14 protein-coding genes are annotated in these 16,776 nt (G+C 55.5%); 12 read left to right on the top strand and 2 right to left on the bottom strand.

Annotated elements, in window-relative coordinates; genetic code table 11:
* Nucleotides 1-148 precede the first annotated feature (148 nt).
* The 4 genes from yfbV to ABLV07_RS06390 all read left to right on the top strand — a co-directional run bounded on the left by yfbV (nucleotide 149) and on the right by ABLV07_RS06390 (nucleotide 3,764).
* A complete protein-coding gene (yfbV, locus tag ABLV07_RS06405) occupies nucleotides 149-604 on the top strand; it encodes a terminus macrodomain insulation protein YfbV (protein WP_348853348.1) in 456 nt (151 codons plus the stop codon).
* An 85-nt stretch (nucleotides 605-689) separates the two neighbouring features.
* Entirely contained in the window at nucleotides 690-1,184 is a 495-nt protein-coding gene (locus ABLV07_RS06400; protein WP_015365579.1) for a YfbU family protein, read from the top strand.
* A gap of 11 nt (nucleotides 1,185-1,195) precedes the next feature.
* On the top strand, nucleotides 1,196-1,855 hold the full coding sequence (locus tag ABLV07_RS06395; RefSeq protein WP_015706163.1) for a sugar phosphatase: 660 nt from the start codon (nucleotides 1,196-1,198) through the stop codon (nucleotides 1,853-1,855).
* A 76-nt stretch (nucleotides 1,856-1,931) separates the two neighbouring features.
* On the top strand, nucleotides 1,932-3,764 hold the full coding sequence (locus ABLV07_RS06390) for an SLC13 family permease (protein ID WP_015365581.1): 1,833 nt from the start codon (nucleotides 1,932-1,934) through the stop codon (nucleotides 3,762-3,764).
* A gap of 37 nt (nucleotides 3,765-3,801) precedes the next feature.
* Here the strand turns inward: ABLV07_RS06390 and yfbR are convergent, their stop codons facing one another.
* Both yfbR and alaA read right to left on the bottom strand, forming a co-directional pair.
* Nucleotides 3,802-4,401 carry a 5'-deoxynucleotidase gene (gene yfbR / locus ABLV07_RS06385; protein WP_032712094.1) on the bottom strand — a complete coding sequence of 200 codons (600 nt, stop codon included), beginning with the start codon at nucleotides 4,399-4,401 and terminating at the stop codon, nucleotides 3,802-3,804.
* Nucleotides 4,402-4,482: 81 nt separating this feature from the next.
* Nucleotides 4,483-5,700, bottom strand: a complete 1,218-nt coding sequence (gene alaA / locus ABLV07_RS06380; RefSeq protein WP_015365583.1) for an alanine transaminase AlaA — start codon at nucleotides 5,698-5,700, stop codon at nucleotides 4,483-4,485.
* Between the two features lie 883 nt (nucleotides 5,701-6,583).
* Here alaA and ABLV07_RS06375 point away from each other — a divergent pair.
* From ABLV07_RS06375 to nuoH, 8 genes are all read left to right on the top strand, one after another.
* The gene (locus ABLV07_RS06375; protein WP_032715037.1) at nucleotides 6,584-7,510 is read left to right on the top strand and encodes a LysR family transcriptional regulator; all 927 of its coding nucleotides are present in this window, start codon (nucleotides 6,584-6,586) and stop codon (nucleotides 7,508-7,510) included.
* 652 nt (nucleotides 7,511-8,162) lie between these two features.
* Nucleotides 8,163-8,609, top strand: coding sequence for an NADH-quinone oxidoreductase subunit NuoA (gene nuoA, locus ABLV07_RS06370; RefSeq protein ID WP_002913181.1), 447 nt, complete (start codon nucleotides 8,163-8,165; stop codon nucleotides 8,607-8,609).
* A 15-nt stretch (nucleotides 8,610-8,624) separates the two neighbouring features.
* Complete coding sequence (gene nuoB / locus ABLV07_RS06365) at nucleotides 8,625-9,299, top strand: NADH-quinone oxidoreductase subunit NuoB (protein WP_002913178.1); 675 nt, start codon at nucleotides 8,625-8,627, stop codon at nucleotides 9,297-9,299.
* 88 nt (nucleotides 9,300-9,387) lie between these two features.
* A complete protein-coding gene (gene nuoC, locus ABLV07_RS06360) occupies nucleotides 9,388-11,196 on the top strand; it encodes an NADH-quinone oxidoreductase subunit C/D (protein WP_015365585.1) in 1,809 nt (602 codons plus the stop codon).
* Between the two features lie 2 nt (nucleotides 11,197-11,198).
* Nucleotides 11,199-11,699: an NADH-quinone oxidoreductase subunit NuoE gene (nuoE, locus tag ABLV07_RS06355; protein WP_015365586.1), complete on the top strand. Its 501-nt coding sequence runs from the start codon at nucleotides 11,199-11,201 to the stop codon at nucleotides 11,697-11,699.
* Nucleotides 11,696-13,033 carry an NADH-quinone oxidoreductase subunit NuoF gene (gene nuoF / locus ABLV07_RS06350; RefSeq protein ID WP_015365587.1) on the top strand — a complete coding sequence of 446 codons (1,338 nt, stop codon included), beginning with the start codon at nucleotides 11,696-11,698 and terminating at the stop codon, nucleotides 13,031-13,033. Before nuoE ends, nuoF begins: the two co-directional genes overlap by 4 nt.
* Before the next feature lie 32 nt (nucleotides 13,034-13,065).
* A complete protein-coding gene (nuoG, locus tag ABLV07_RS06345; protein ID WP_042893860.1) occupies nucleotides 13,066-15,792 on the top strand; it encodes an NADH-quinone oxidoreductase subunit NuoG in 2,727 nt (908 codons plus the stop codon).
* The gene (nuoH, locus tag ABLV07_RS06340) at nucleotides 15,789-16,766 is read left to right on the top strand and encodes an NADH-quinone oxidoreductase subunit NuoH (protein WP_015365589.1); all 978 of its coding nucleotides are present in this window, start codon (nucleotides 15,789-15,791) and stop codon (nucleotides 16,764-16,766) included. The genes nuoG and nuoH overlap by 4 nt, the downstream gene beginning before the upstream one ends.
* The last annotated feature ends 10 nt before the right edge of the window (nucleotides 16,767-16,776 follow it).

The raw sequence follows: 16,776 nt of genomic DNA, 5'->3' as shown, positions 1-16,776 counted from the left end.
ACCTGGTAAAAGGGTCTAACCGCCCTCTCAGGTGGGCACAGGATACCTGATTGCCGCACCCATTGCCAAAATCTTTTGAACGTTGTCATGCACAGTTGGTGTTTTGCACGAAAATTTTAAGTTTTATATGTAAAGTTGAGGTATAGCCATGTCGACCCCTGAGAATCGCCCCGTTAGCTTTTTTAGCTTGTTTCGTCGCGGGCAGCACTATGCGAAGACCTGGCCCCTCGATAAGCGGCTGGCGCCGGTGTTTATCGAAAACCGCATTATTCGCGCCACCCGCTACGCGATTCGCATCATGCCGCCGGTTGCGGTCTTCACCATGTGCTGGCAGATAGCGCTCGGCGGCCAGCTCGGCCCGGCCGTCGCCACCGCGCTATTTGCCTTAAGCCTGCCGATGCAGGGGCTGTGGTGGTTGGGCAAGCGTTCCGTCACGCCATTACCGCCATCAATACTGAACTGGTTTTATGAAGTGCGCGGCAAATTACAAGAGGCCGGTCAGGCGTTAGCGCCGGTTGACGGCAAGCCGGATTACCAGGCGCTGGCTGACACGCTTAAGCGCGCCTTCAAACAACTGGATAAAACTTTCCTTGATGATTTGTAATTCCATACGGAAAACGCATATAAAAGAAGGCGCATGATTTATGCGCCTTCTTTATTTCACGCCGTAAGTGCTACAGGAGTCAAAAATGGAAATGACCAATGCGCAGCGTCTGATTTTGTCCAATCAGTACAAGATGATGACTATGCTCGACCCGGACAACGCTGAACGTTACCGCCGTCTACAGACCATCATCGAGCGTGGATATGGGCTGCAAATGCGCGAGCTGGACCGCGAATTTGGCCAACTGACGGAAGAAACCTGCCGGACGATTATCGATATCATGGAGATGTACCACGCGCTGCACGTCTCGTGGACCAACCTCAAAGATGCGTCCGGTATTGATGAACGCCGGGTCACTTTCCTTGGCTTTGATGTCGCCACCGAGGCCCGTTATCTCGGCTATGTGCGCTTTATGGTCAATGTAGAAGGGCGCTATAGCCACTTCGACGCAGGAACTCACGGCTTTAACTCGCAGACGCCGATGTGGGAAAAATACCAGCGTATGCTGGCCGCCTGGCACTCCTGTCCGCGCCAGTATCATTTGAGTAGTAACGAAATTAACCAAATTATTAATGCCTGATGGAGGTGCCCGTGCAGTGTAAAGGTTTCCTGTTCGATCTCGACGGGACGCTGGTGGATTCTTTACCGGTTGTCGAGCGTTCATGGTGTAAATGGGGCGATCGTTTCGGCATTCCGCATGATGAAATTCTCGGTTTCATTCACGGTAAACAGGCCATCACTTCGATTCGCCATTTTATGCCGGGGCGCAGCGAAGAGGATATTCAGGCCGAGTTCCGCTTCCTTGAGCAGATTGAAGCCACCGATATCGACGGCATTGTCGCACTGCCGGGCGCGTTAAACTTGCTGAATACGCTCAATGAAGCCGGTATCCCCTGGGCTATTGTGACCTCGGGGTCGATTCCGGTCGCTCACGCCCGCCACCGCGCGGCAGGTCTGCCGATGCCGAAAGTGTTTGTTACCGCCGAACAGGTGAAGAAGGGGAAACCGGCGCCGGATGCTTATCTGCTCGGCGCTGAACTGCTGGGGATACCGGCGCAACAGTGCGCGGTGGTTGAAGATGCGCCGGCGGGGCTGCTTTCCGGGCTGGCTGCCGGATGCCGCACCATCGCCGTCAACGTTCCGGCGGATGCGCCGCGTCTTGATGAAGCCGATCTGGTGCTGACGACTCTCGAAAGTTTGCGCATTGAACGGCAGGCGGACGGCAATGTTCAGGTGAATCTTAAAGCATAATCTCATGACTTAGCCCCGCGTCGCCGGGGCTTTTTTGTGCCACAATTTCGGCTCCCTCTTCAGACAAGGATAAGTTGTGAACGGTGAATTGATTTGGGTGTTATCGCTACTGGCCATCGCGGTTGTCTTGTTTGCAACCGGCAAGGTGCGCATGGATGCCATCGCGCTGATGATCATTGTGGCGTTTGTGCTTAGCGGTACGTTAACCCTCAGCGAGGCCTTCTCCGGCTTTAGCGATCCGAACGTCATTCTCATTGCTGCGTTATTTATCATTGGCGATGGCCTGGTGCGCACCGGCGTGGCGACTAAAATGGGCTCCTGGCTGGTCAAGGTTGCCGGTAATAGCGAAACCAAAATGCTGGTCTACCTGATGCTCACCGTTGCCGGGCTGGGCGCGTTTATGAGCTCAACCGGTGTCGTGGCGATATTTATTCCGGTGGTGCTCAGCGTTTCGCTGCGTATGAATACCTCGCCATCGCGGCTGATGATGCCGCTGAGTTTCGCCGGGCTGATTAGCGGCATGATGACCCTGGTGGCGACGCCGCCGAACCTGGTGGTCAACAGTGAACTGCTGCGCGAAGGGTTGCATGGATTCAGCTTCTTCAGCGTGACCCCGATTGGCCTGGTGGTGCTGGTGTTGGGTATCGTCTATATGCTGGTGATGCGCTTTATGCTGAAGAGCGAAGATGACAGCGCCGCTCGCGATGTGCGCAAGAAAAGCACCTTTCGTGATTTAATCAAAGAGTACCGCCTTACCGGCAGGGCGCGCCGGCTGGCGATTCGTCCGGGCTCGCCGATGATCGGCCAGCGGCTTGATGATTTAAAGCTGCGTGAACGCTACTGCGCCAACGTTATCGGCGTCGAACGCTGGCGGCGTTTTCGCCGGGTGATTGTCAACGTTAACGGGGTATCGGAGTTTCGCGCCCGTGACGTGTTGCTTATCGATATGTCAGCCTCCGACGTCGATCTGCGGCAGTTTTGCGGCGAACAGATGCTTGAGCCGATGGTGCTGCGTGGCGAATACTTTGCCGATCAGGCGCTGGACGTCGGCATGGCTGAAGTCTCGTTAATCCCTGATTCAGAGCTTATCGGTAAAACGGTGCGCGAGATGGCTTTCCGTACCCGTTTTGGTCTGAATATCGTTGGTCTGAAGCGCGATGGCAAAGCGCTCGACGGCGCGGTAGTCGATGAACCTCTCCAGTTAGGCGATATTATGCTGGTGGTCGGCAACTGGCGGCAGATAGCCATGCTGGCGAAACGTGGCCGCGATTTTGTGGTGCTGAATATGCCGGTAGAGGTCAACGATGCTTCGCCAGCGCATAGTCAGGCGCCGCACGCCATATTCTGCCTGGTGTTGATGGTAGCGCTGATGCTTACCGATGAAATCCCCAACCCTATCGCTGCCATCATCGCCTGCCTGTTGATGGGCAAATTTCGCTGCATCAACGCCGAGAGCGCCTATAAGGCGATTCACTGGCCGAGCATCATTTTGATTGTGGGGATGATGCCGTTCGCCCTGGCATTGCAGAAAACCGGCGGCGTGGATTTGGTGGTGCAGGGGTTAATGGACGTCGCCGGGAGCAAAGGCCCCTACTTGATGCTGGGTTGTCTGTTTGTGATGTGCGCGGCGATTGGTCTGTTTATCTCTAACACCGCGACGGCGGTGCTGATGGCGCCGATTGCTCTGGCGGCGGCGAAATCGATGGGGGTATCGCCGTATCCCTTCGCCATGGTGGTGGCGATGGCGGCTTCGGCGGCTTTCATGACCCCGGTCTCTTCACCGGTTAACACGCTGGTGCTCGGACCCGGTAAATATTCGTTTAGTGATTTTGTCAAAATCGGTGTGCCCTTCACCGTACTGGTGATGGTGGTCTGCGTGCTGCTGATCCCGGTACTCTTTCCGTTTTAATTCATTCAGGCCGGGCAGGGGATGCCCGGCCTGAAAATTAAAGCGGTGAATCCTGGCTGATTTCATCGAGCGACAGCTGGAAGCTCGGGACAAATACCTGCATAAAGTAATCCATCTCCGGGCTACGGCGCGACTCCAGCGTTTTTTCCAACCGACCTTTAGCCAGCAGGAATTCGTTATTGCCGGCGGAAAGCTCTTCAAGACATTTCAGATAGGCGCAAAGAGCGTCGGCCTGCTTCACAATTGACTGCTCTTCTTCACTGTAATGGTGCTCATCAATCAGGGGCTCAAAGATATCGCGCAGCTCATCGGGAACCATATCGACCAGTTTTTGCTGAGCAATTTTCTCAATCGCCTTATATTCCTGGGCAATCTGCGAATTGAAGTATTTCACCGGTGTGGGCAGATCGCCGGTGAGGACCTCGGAGGCATCGTGATACATCGCCAGCAGGGCAATACGTTCGGCGTTGACCTGGCCGCCAAACTTGCGGTTCTTTATTGCCGCCAGCGCATGGGCGACCATCGCCACCTGCAAACTGTGCTCGGAGACGTTTTCGGTACGCACGTTGCGCATCAAAGGCCAGCGGTTAATTAGTTTCAGGCGGGAGAGGTGGGCAAAGAAATGACTCTGACTCATAGGAACCCTTAAGCGGTGACAAAATCAGGTTCCATTGTGCGCAGGGATCGCCGCCGGATGCAAATACCGGCGGCGGCGCGATTAAAGCTGATGATAGCCGGAGAGGAAACGGCCAAAGCGAGAAATCGCCATTTCCAGGTCATCTTCACGCGGCAGGGTGACGATACGCACATGATCCGGCCACGGCCAGTTAAAGGCGGTACCCTGAACCAACAGCACTTTCTCCTGCAGCAGGAAATCGAGCACCATTTTCTGGTCATCGTGGATATTAAAGCGTTTGGCGTCGATTTTCGGGAACATATACAGCGCGCCTTTCGGCTTGACGCAGGAGACGCCTGGGATCTCGTTGATTAACTCCCAGGCGCGGTTGCGTTGCTCATACAAACGCCCGCCCGGAATGATAAATTCGCTAATGCTCTGATAGCCGCCCAGCGCGGTTTGGATTGCGTGTTGCGCCGGGACGTTGGCGCACAGGCGCATCGAGGCCAGCATTTCCAGCCCTTCGATATAGCCTTTGGCGTGCTTTTTCGGCCCGTTAAGCACCATCCAGCCCTGGCGGAAACCGGCGACACGATAGGTCTTCGACAGTCCGTTAAAGGTGACGGTCAGCATATCCGGCGCCAGCGCGGCGATCGAATGGTGTTCGGCATCGTCGTACAGGATCTTGTCGTAGATTTCGTCGGCGAAAATAATCAGGTTGTGCTGACGGGCGATCTCGACTATCTCCTGCAACAGTTCTTTGGAATAAACGGCGCCCGTCGGGTTATTCGGGTTAATGATGACGATCCCACGGGTGCGTGGCGTAATTTTGGCACGGATATCGTCGAGGTCCGGGAACCAGTCTGAGGATTCGTCGCACAGATAGTGCACCGCTTTGCCGCTGGAAAGGGAGACCGCAGCGGTCCACAGCGGGTAGTCCGGAGCCGGAACCAGCATTTCGTCGCCGCTGTTGAGCAGCGCCTGCATGGCCTGGACGATCAGCTCGGACACGCCGTTACCGATATAGATATCTTCCACGGTAACATCGCGCATCCCGCGCGCCTGGTAGTGCTGCATAATCGCTTTACGGGCGGAATAGAGACCTTTTGAGTCGCTGTAGCCCTGGGCGGTCGGCAGATTGCGGATAACGTCGACGAGGATTTCGTCAGGCGCATCGAAGCCGAACGGCGCCGGGTTGCCGATATTCAGCTTGAGTACTTTGTTGCCTTCTTCTTCAAGGCGTTTTGCTTCTTTGAGAACCGGACCGCGGATGTCGTAACAGACATTCTCTAACTTGCTGGATTTTTCGATAGGGGACATGAACCTTTGACCTTTTAGCTGTTATCGCCACTCCCTGCCGTGGAAGTCAGCACGGAACAATGTACTCCGCATCCCCGCTGTTTTGAAGGGTTAACAGGAGAAGATTTTGCTAATAGTATTTTTTTGGAGTAATGAGTTTATCTGTGTAATGGCGTTATTCTTTATATAATGTGCCTGGTATGGGTTTTTGAATGGTTTTATGTTGCGCGTATTAGGTGATTACATGGATGTTTATCCGGTTTGTTGCTGAAGGGAAAAGCGGTTTGCCGGAATTTTAACCGCTAAAAGACACTATGCTAATAAAAAGAGGGCGATGGCGACTGTAGCAACTATGTTAATTTTTTTTAATAAAACATGCCAATGAATGAATCAGGTATATTTGGTTGCATGGATTATTTCGGCTTTTGTTAATTTAATTATAGTGCTGCAAAAAAGTTTAAAATTACCTTAGATAATACTGATTAGCGCTTATAAATATTGTGGTTTTCGGTTAGGATAAGACAGTTAATATCGACGTGTAAACCTCTGTTTAACGGCGTGATTTTATTAATATATTGTTATTGCAGGCTTTTTTGTTTGTGTTCAGCAGGCGTTGTTATGCGTGTCGGGCTTCCTGGCGTAACGACATCTGTTATTGCAGACTTTGTTTGAGATTCATCACATAACCTAAGTCTCAGTAATTAAAAATGCGTAGAGCTACGAACAAAATATTACTCAAATTTTTCGCACATTTGTCGCGAACGAGTGCTTTCACATGCAATGACGTTCTTCCAGTTGTCCTCCGCGGAATTTGTCCGCTCGGCACGAGGCTCATGGAATAGCCGGAAACCTGGATACAGCATCAACAAGGCAGGCCAGCATTAGCGCCTGTAAGTGAAGAAATATGATAAATGCAAATCGTCCGATACTGAATCTCGATCTCGATCTGCTGCGGACCTTCGTCGCCGTCGCCGATCTGAGCACCTTCGCGGCGGCCGCTGCCGCGGTATGTCGTACCCAGTCCGCCGTCAGTCAGCAGATGCAGCGCCTGGAGCAACTGGTAGGCAAAGAGCTTTTCGCCCGTCATGGGCGCAATAAATTACTGACCGAGCAGGGGATCCAACTGCTCAGCTACGCGCGCAAAATACTGCGCTTTAATGATGAGGCCTGCATGTCGCTGATGTTTGGCAGCCTGCAGGGGACGCTGACTATCGGCGCTTCCGATGAAACGGCGGATACCATCCTGCCTTACCTGCTCAACCGAATCGGCAGCTTCTATCCCAAACTGACGCTGGAAATAAAGGTCCTGAGCTACGCCGATATCGTCGCGAAGTTGGGCAGCGGCGAGATCGACCTGGCATTAACAACGCATCAAACCGGCGAATTTGACGTCCTGACGCTGCGTACCTCGCCGACGCTGTGGTACTGCGCCGCGGATTACGTACTGGCGCAGGGTGAATCCGTTCCGCTGGTGCTGCTCGAAGAGTCCGGGCCGTTTCGCGAAGATATCATCTCCGCGCTGAATGCCGCGCAGGTTCCCTGGCATTTGGCGCATGCCGCCAGTTCTTTAGCCGGGGTGAAAGCGGCGGTGAAAGCGGGCCTTGGCGTCACCGCACGTCCGGTAGAAATGATGAGTCCGGAGTTACGGGTACCGGGTAAAAGCGATGGCCTACCGGGCTTGCCTGATACCCACTATGTGCTGAGCTGCAATCCGCAGCGGGAAAACGAACTGGCGCAGGCGATTTTTCAGTCGCTGAGCCAGGACCATAATCCGTGGAACACGGAAACGCTGTATACCCCGGAAGGGGGAGACAGTTCTCTGGTTTCATAAAGCCGAATTATCATATATCGATCACAATAATCCGGTAACAAAATGTAAGTGTAAAAAAGAGCCGCCGATCGACAAAATGAGGTCAGTGGCTCTTTTTTTTTATATTTTACAAGGATTTTAAGCAGTTTAATAATTTATTGATCTATGAATCAATCAGTTAGCTTGAAAGCGGCTATTGTTTCCCTGTTTTTAGCTGCAGTTTCAATACTTCCTGCTAATGTTAAAAAACCGGACGGATTGTTGCCGTTTTCCAGATGTAATTAACAAAAGCGTGTCACAGATCAAGAAAATACCCCTACTTGGGGGGAGGAATCGCGGCCAAATCCTGTCAAAATAGATTGGCGAAATTGATTTACGTCTAAAACGGACACGATTCAACAACACTAAATCCGAATGATATGCAAGGTTATTACGCAACAAAGGGCATTTAATGTTAATGAAAATATTCCAATGTAAATTAATGTAGTTAAAACTTTTGTTAAAGTTGACAAAAGGTTAAAGAAAGGGGTAAAAAGCCACGGCATTTGGGCTTCCTCATCAACCAGGGACGCTTTTTTGCAAGGTCATTTTTTTATTCCTCCCGTGAAACGCTGTGGCGTTCATCTGCCATCAAGAGCAGAGGGTTTTGGCGCTACACTTTTTTGGTTAAGCAATGCGTATGTCAACATCCACTGAAGTCATCGCTCATCATTGGGCATTCGCTATATTTCTCATCATCGCTATCGGTCTGTGCTGCCTGATGCTCGTCGGCGGCTGGTACCTCGGCGGTCGCGCGCGCGCGCGCAGCAAAAACACGCCGTTTGAATCGGGGATCGACTCCGTTGGTTCGGCCCGCTTACGTCTTTCTGCGAAGTTTTATCTGGTCGCCATGTTCTTCGTTATCTTCGACGTGGAAGCCCTGTATCTCTACGCATGGTCAACATCCATTCGCGAAAGCGGCTGGGTTGGCTTTGTGGAAGCCGCAATTTTCATTTTAGTGCTACTGGCTGGTCTGGTTTACCTCGTTCGCATCGGCGCACTGGACTGGACGCCTGCGCGTTCCCGTCGCACGCTGGTTAACCCGGAAACAGACAGTCCCACTAACCGTCATATGCAGTAAAAGCGAGGCAATAAGATGGATTATACGCTCACCCGCATAGATCCTAACGGTGAGAACGACCGTTACCCCCTGCAAAAACAGGAGATCGTAACTGACCCCCTGGAGCAAGAAGTCAATAAAAGCGTGTATATGGGGAAACTCGAACACGCGCTGCATGACATGGTGAACTGGGGCCGTAAGAACTCGATTTGGCCGTACAACTTCGGCCTGTCTTGCTGCTATGTAGAAATGGTGACGTCATTCACTGCGGTGCATGACGTTGCGCGTTTTGGCGCGGAAGTACTGCGTGCCTCTCCGCGTCAGGCCGACCTGATGGTGGTCGCCGGTACCTGCTTCACCAAAATGGCCCCGGTTATTCAGCGCCTGTACGATCAGATGCTGGAGCCGAAGTGGGTTATCTCTATGGGCGCATGCGCTAACTCCGGCGGGATGTACGATATCTACTCCGTCGTCCAGGGCGTGGACAAGTTTATTCCGGTGGATGTTTACATCCCGGGCTGTCCGCCGCGTCCGGAAGCTTATATGCAGGCGCTGATGCTGCTGCAGGAATCCATTGGTAAAGAGCGCCGTCCTCTCTCATGGGTGGTTGGCGATCAGGGCGTCTATCGCGCCAACATGCAATCCGAGCGCGAGCGTAAACGCGGCGAACGAATTGCGGTGACCAATCTGCGGACTCCGGACGAGATTTAACTTGCGCCTGCGGGCGGGAACCAGACTTCGCAAATCAATCTACAAAAGCAGCGAAGCCTCGCCCGGCAGTCACCACGGACCTTTTGCAATGGTGAACAATATGACTGATTTAACCGCGCATGACGCCGCACCAGCCTGGCAAACCCGCGATCACCTTGATGACCCGGTGATCGGCGAACTGCGCAACCGTTTTGGGCCGGATGCCTTTACCGTTCAGCCTACCCGTACCGGCGTTCCGGTGGTGTGGGTGAAGCGCGAACAGCTGCTTGAGGTGGGTGATTTCCTGAAGAGATTGCCGAAACCTTACGTGATGCTGTTTGACCTGCACGGCATGGACGAACGTTTACGTACGCACCGCGATGGCTTGCCAGCCGCGGATTTTTCCGTTTTCTACCACCTGATCTCAGTAGACCGCAACCGCGATATCATGCTCAAGGTGGCGTTGTCTGAAAACGATCTGCATCTGCCGACCTTCACCAAACTGTTCCCTAACGCCAACTGGTATGAGCGTGAAACCTGGGAAATGTTTGGCGTGACCTTCGACGGTCACCCGAATCTGCGCCGCATCATGATGCCGCCGACCTGGGAAGGCCACCCGCTGCGTAAAGACTATCCGGCGCGCGCCACCGAATTCGATCCGTTTGAGCTGACCAAAGCCAAGCAGGATCTGGAAATGGAAGCGTTAACCTTCAAGCCGGAAGAGTGGGGTATGAAGCGCGGCACCGAAAACGAGGACTTTATGTTCCTCAACCTCGGCCCGAACCACCCGTCCGCTCACGGCGCATTCCGTATTATTCTGCAGTTGGATGGCGAAGAGATCGTCGACTGCGTGCCGGACATCGGCTACCACCACCGCGGCGCGGAGAAAATGGGCGAACGCCAGTCCTGGCACAGCTACATCCCGTACACCGACCGTATCGAATACCTCGGCGGCTGCGTCAACGAGATGCCATACGTGCTGGCGGTGGAAAAACTGGCCGGGATCACCGTGCCGGATCGCGTGAACGTGATCCGCGTGATGCTGTCCGAACTGTTCCGCATCAATAGCCACCTGCTGTATATCTCGACCTTTATTCAGGACGTCGGCGCGATGACCCCGGTCTTCTTCGCCTTTACCGACCGTCAGAAAATCTACGATCTGGTCGAAGCGATCACCGGTTTCCGTATGCACCCGGCGTGGTTCCGCATCGGCGGCGTCGCCCACGACCTGCCGCGCGGCTGGGATCGCCTGCTGCGTGAATTCCTTGAGTGGATGCCGAAGCGCCTGGATTCCTATGAGAAAGCCGCGCTGCGCAACACCATTCTGATTGGCCGTTCCAAAGGCGTTGCCGCCTACACCGCGAAAGAAGCGCTGGAGTGGGGCACCACTGGCGCAGGTCTGCGCGCGACCGGTATCGGCTTCGACGTGCGTAAATGGCGTCCTTATTCTGGCTACGAAAACTTCGACTTTGAAATCCCGACCGGCGGCGGCGTTTCCGACTGCTACACCCGCGTGATGCTGAAAGTGGAAGAGCTGCGCCAGAGCCTGCGCATTCTCCAGCAGTGCCTCGATAATATGCCGGAAGGCCCGTTCAAAGCGGATCACCCGCTGACTACGCCGCCGCCGAAAGAGCGCACGCTGCAGCACATTGAGACCCTGATTACGCACTTCCTGCAGGTTTCCTGGGGCCCGGTGATGCCGGCCAACGAATCCTTCCAGATGGTTGAAGCGACGAAGGGGATTAACAGTTACTACCTGACCAGCGACGGCAGCACCATGAGCTACCGTACCCGTATTCGTACCCCGAGCTATGCGCACCTGCAGCAGATCCCGGCGGCGATCCGCGGCAGCCTGGTATCCGACCTTATCGTCTATCTGGGTAGTATCGATTTTGTTATGTCAGACGTGGACCGCTAATTATGCACGAGAATCAACAACCACAAACCGAGGCTTTTGAGCTGAGTGCGGCAGAGCGTGAAGCTATTGAGCACGAAAAGCACCACTACGAAGACCCGCGTGCGGCGTCCATCGAAGCGCTGAAAATTGTTCAAAAACAGCGCGGCTGGGTGCCGGATGGCGCGATCTACGCGATCGCCGATGTGCTGGGGATCCCGGCAAGCGATGTCGAAGGTGTGGCGACATTCTACAGCCAGATCTTCCGCCAGCCGGTTGGCCGTCACGTGATCCGCTACTGCGACAGCGTGGTGTGCCATATCACCGGTTTCCAGGGGATCCAGTCGGCTATCGAGAAAAAGCTGGACATCAAACCGGGTCAAACCACCTTTGATGGCCGCTTCACGCTGCTGCCGACCTGTTGCCTTGGCAACTGCGACAAGGGGCCGACCATGATGATTGATGACGACACGCACAGTTATCTGACGCCGGAAGCGATTCCTGACCTCCTGGAGCGGTATAAATGAAAACCATTATTCGTACTGCCGAAACGCATCCATTAACCTGGCGTCTGCGCGATGACAAGCAGCCGGTGTGGCTGGACGAGTATCGCAGCAAAAACGGTTATGAAGGGGCGCGCAAGGCCTTAAGCGGCATGGCGCCGGATGAAATCGTCAATGCGGTAAAAGACGCCGGCCTGAAAGGGCGCGGCGGCGCGGGCTTTTCCACCGGTCTGAAGTGGAGCCTGATGCCGAAAGACGAGTCCATGAACATCCGTTACCTGCTGTGTAATGCCGATGAAATGGAACCGGGTACCTATAAAGACCGTCTGCTGATGGAACAGCTGCCGCACCTGCTGGTGGAAGGCATGCTGATCTCCGCCTTTGCGCTGAAGGCCTACCGTGGTTACATCTTCCTGCGCGGCGAATATATCGAAGCGGCGCAGCATCTGCGTCGTGCGATTGCCGAAGCTACCGAAGCGGGCCTGTTGGGGAAAAACATCCTCGGTACCGGTTTTGACTTCGAGCTGTTCGTGCACACCGGGGCAGGGCGCTATATCTGCGGTGAAGAGACGGCGCTTATCAACTCGCTGGAAGGCCGTCGCGCTAACCCGCGCTCCAAGCCGCCGTTCCCGGCGAGCTCCGGCGTATGGGGTAAACCGACCTGCGTCAACAACGTTGAAACCCTGTGCAACGTCCCTGCCATCCTCGCCAACGGCGTGGAGTGGTACCAGAATATTTCAACCAGCAAAGATGCCGGCACCAAGCTGATGGGCTTCTCCGGGCGCGTGAAGAATCCGGGCGTATGGGAGCTGCCGTTCGGCACTACCGCGCGCGAGATCCTCGAAGATTACGCCGGCGGCATGCGCGATGGCCTGAAGTTTAAAGCCTGGCAGCCGGGCGGCGCCGGTACCGACTTCCTGACCGAAGCGCACCTCGATTTGCCGATGGAGTTTGAAAGCATTGGTAAAGCAGGTAGCCGTCTGGGCACCGCGCTGGCGATGGCCGTCGACCACGAGATCGGCATGGTTCCGCTGGTGCGCAATCTCGAAGAATTTTTTGCCCGCGAATCCTGCGGCTGGTGTACGCCTTGCCGCGACGGCCTGCCGTGGAGCGTGAAGATCCTGCGCGCCCTGGAGCGCGGCGAAGGCCAGCCTGGCGATATCGAAACTCTTGAGCAACTGTGTCGATTCCTCGGGCCGGGTAAAACCTTCTGCGCGCACGCGCCGGGCGCGGTTGAACCGCTGCAGAGCGCTATCAAATATTTCCGCGAAGAATTCGAGGCTGGCATTAAGCAGCAGTTCAGCAATACCCATGCAATTAACGGTATTCAGCCGAACCTGCTTAAGACGCGCTGGTAATCTAAAGGTTTTTTATTTTTGGAAGCACGCAAATGGCTACGATTCATGTAGACGGCAAAGAATACGAGGTCAACGGAGCGGACAACCTGCTAGAGGCTTGTCTCTCTCTTGGTCTTGATATTCCATACTTTTGCTGGCACCCGGCGCTAGGGAGCGTCGGTGCTTGCCGCCAGTGTGCGGTGAAGCAATATCAGAACGCGGAAGACACGCGTGGTCGCCTGGTGATGTCCTGTATGACTCCGGCATCTGACGGCACCTTTATTTCTATTGACGACGGCGAAGCGAAGCAGTTCCGCGAAAGCGTGGTGGAGTGGCTGATGACCAACCACCCGCACGACTGCCCGGTCTGCGAAGAGGGGGGCAACTGCCACCTGCAGGATATGACGGTCATGACCGGCCATAGCTTCCGCCGCTATCGTTTCACCAAGCGTACCCACCGCAACCAGGATTTGGGGCCATTTATTTCTCACGAAATGAACCGCTGCATCGCCTGCTACCGCTGCGTTCGCTACTATAAAGATTATGCCGACGGCACCGATCTGGGCGTTTATGGCGCTCATGACAACGTCTACTTCGGCCGCCCGGAAGATGGCACGCTGGAAAGCGAATTCTCCGGTAACCTGGTTGAAGTCTGCCCGACCGGCGTCTTCACCGATAAAACGCACTCCGAGCGTTACAACCGTAAGTGGGACATGCAGTTTGCGCCGAGCATCTGCCAGCAGTGTTCCATTGGCTGTAACATCAGCCCTGGCGAACGCTATGGCGAGCTGCGTCGTATCGAAAACCGTTATAACGGCACCGTGAACCGCTACTTCCTCTGCGACCGCGGTCGTTTCGGCTATGGCTACGTAAACCTCAAAGATCGTCCGCGTCAGCCGGTTCAGCGCCGCGGCGACGATCTGATCGCGCTCAACGCCGAACAGGCGATGCAGGGGGCGGCGGATATCCTGCGTCAGTCGAAGAAAGTCATTGGTATCGGTTCTCCGCGCGCCAGCATTGAAAGTAACTTCGCGCTGCGTGAGCTGGTCGGTAGCGAAAACTTCTATACCGGCATCGCTAAAGGCGAACAAGCGCGCCTGCAGATGATGCTCAAAGTGCTGCGCGAAGGTGGGATCCATACCCCGACGCTGCGCGATATCGAATCCTACGATGCGGTACTGGTGCTGGGCGAAGACATTACCCAGACCGGCGCGCGCGTTGCCCTGGCGGTACGCCAGGCGGTGAAAGGGAAAGCACGCGAAATGGCGGCGGCGCAGAAAGTGGCCGACTGGCAGATTGCGGCAATTCTCAACATCGGACAGCGCGCCAAGCATCCGTTATTCGTCACTAATATCGACGACACCCGTCTCGATGACATCGCGGCGTGGACCTATCGCGCGCCGGTGGAAGATCAGGCGCGTCTGGGCTTTGCTATCGCCCATGCGCTGGACAACAGCGCGCCGGCGGTTGATGGCCTGAGCCATGACCTGCAGGGTAAAGTTGATGTGATCGTTCAGGCGCTGGCCGGGGCGAAAAAACCGCTGATTATCTCCGGCACTAACGCCGGCAGCATGGAAATCATTCAGGCTGCCGCCAACGTGGCGAAAGCGTTGAAAGGCCGCGGCGCCGATGTTGGCGTGACTATGGTCGCCCGCGCGGTGAACAGCGTTGGCCTGGGCATGATCGGCGGCGGCTCGCTTGAAGAGGCGCTGGATGAACTGGAAAGCGGTGCCGCAGATGCGGTTATCGTGCTGGAAAACGACCTGCACCGTCATGCTTCCGCCGCACGCGTCGACGCTGCGCTGGCGAAAGCGCCGCTGGTGATGGTGGTTGATCATCAGCGCACCGCGATTATGGACAAAGCTCACCTGGTGCTCTCCGCGGCAAGCTTTGCTGAAAGCGACGGTACCGTGGTGAACAACGAAGGCCGCGCCCAGCGTTTCTTCCAGGTTTACGATCCGGCTTACTACGACGCGAAAACCGTGATGCTGGAAAGCTGGCGCTGGCTGCATTCGCTGCACAGCACCGTCAACAACCGTCAGGTTGACTGGACGCAGCTGGACCACGTCATCGATGCGGCGATTGCGGCGTTGCCGCAGCTGGCGGGCATTAAAGATGCCGCGCCGGATGCGACCTTCCGCATTCGCGGTCAGAAGCTGGCGCGTGAACCGCACCGCTACAGCGGCCGCACGGCGATGCGCGCCAACATCAGCGTGCACGAACCGCGCCAACCGCAGGATAAAGACACCATGTTCGCCTTCTCGATGGAAGGGAACAACCAGCCGTCCGCGCCGCGTTCGCAAATTCCGTTTGCGTGGGCGCCGGGCTGGAACTCCCCGCAGGCATGGAACAAATTCCAGGATGAAGTGGGCGGTAAACTGCGCCACGGCGATCCGGGCGTGCGTCTGATTGAAGCTTCCGCCAGCGGGCTGGAGTACTTCACGGCGGTTCCGGCCAGCTTCCACGCGGAAGAGGGCAAATGGCGTATCGCGCCTTACTACCACCTGTTTGGCAGCGATGAGCTGTCGCAGCGTTCTCCGGTGTTCCAGAGCCGGATGCCTGAGCCGTACATCAAGATGAACCCGGCGGATGCCGCAAAGCTTGGCGTCAATGCCGGGGCGATGGTTTCCTTCAGCGTTGAAGGCCAGACGCTGAGTCTGCCGCTGGTTATTTCTGAAGGGCTAGCCGCGGGACAGGTTGGCTTACCGATGGGCATGCCGGGCATCGCGCCGGTACTGGCCGGGGCGCGTATTGATTCACTGCAGGAGGCGCAAGCATGAGTTGGTTAACGCCGGATCTTATCGACATTTTGTTAAGCATCCTGAAGGCCGTGGTCATTCTGCTGGTGGTCGTCACCTGCGGCGCGTTCATGAGCTTCGGCGAGCGTCGTCTGCTCGGCCTGTTCCAGAACCGCTACGGACCTAACCGCGTGGGCTGGGGCGGTTCGCTGCAGCTGGTCGCCGACATGATCAAGATGTTCTTCAAAGAGGACTGGATCCCGCGCTTCTCCGATCGCGTGATCTTTACTCTGGCGCCGGTTATCGCCTTTACTTCGCTGCTGCTGGCTTTTGCTATCGTGCCGGTTAGCCCGTCGTGGGTGGTCGCCGACCTGAACATCGGTATTCTGTTCTTCCTGATGATGGCAGGCCTGGCGGTCTACGCGGTCCTGTTCGCCGGTTGGTCGAGTAACAACAAATACTCGTTGCTGGGGGCGATGCGTGCTTCCGCGCAAACGCTGAGCTACGAAGTGTTCCTCGGTCTCTCCCTGATGGGCGTGGTGGCGCAGGCGGGGTCATTCAACATGACCGATATCGTCAACAACCAGGCGCATCTGTGGAATGTCATCCCGCAGTTCTTTGGCTTCGTCACTTTCGCCATCGCCGGCGTGGCGGTGTGTCACCGTCACCCGTTCGACCAGCCGGAAGCGGAGCAGGAACTGGCCGATGGTTACCACATTGAATATTCCGGTATGAAATTCGGTCTGTTCTTCGTCGGTGAATACATCGGGATTGTCACCGTTTCAGCGCTGATCGTTACGCTGTTCTTCGGCGGCTGGAATGGCCCGTGGTTACCGCCTTTCATCTGGTTCGCGCTGAAAACCGCGTTCTTCATGATGATGTTCATTTTGATCCGCGCATCATTACCGCGTCCGCGTTATGACCAGGTAATGTCCTTTGGCTGGAAGGTATGCCTGCCGTTAACGCTGGTCAACTTGTTGGTAACGGCGGCTGTCATTCTCTGGCAGGCGCAATAAGGGGTGAATT

It is taken from the genome of Klebsiella sp. CN_Kp097 (assembly GCF_040064495.1).
GTDB classification, from domain to species: domain Bacteria; phylum Pseudomonadota; class Gammaproteobacteria; order Enterobacterales; family Enterobacteriaceae; genus Klebsiella; species Klebsiella aerogenes.
Note: the sequence above shows the minus strand (reverse complement) of the source record. Positions and strands in the feature narration are given on the sequence as shown.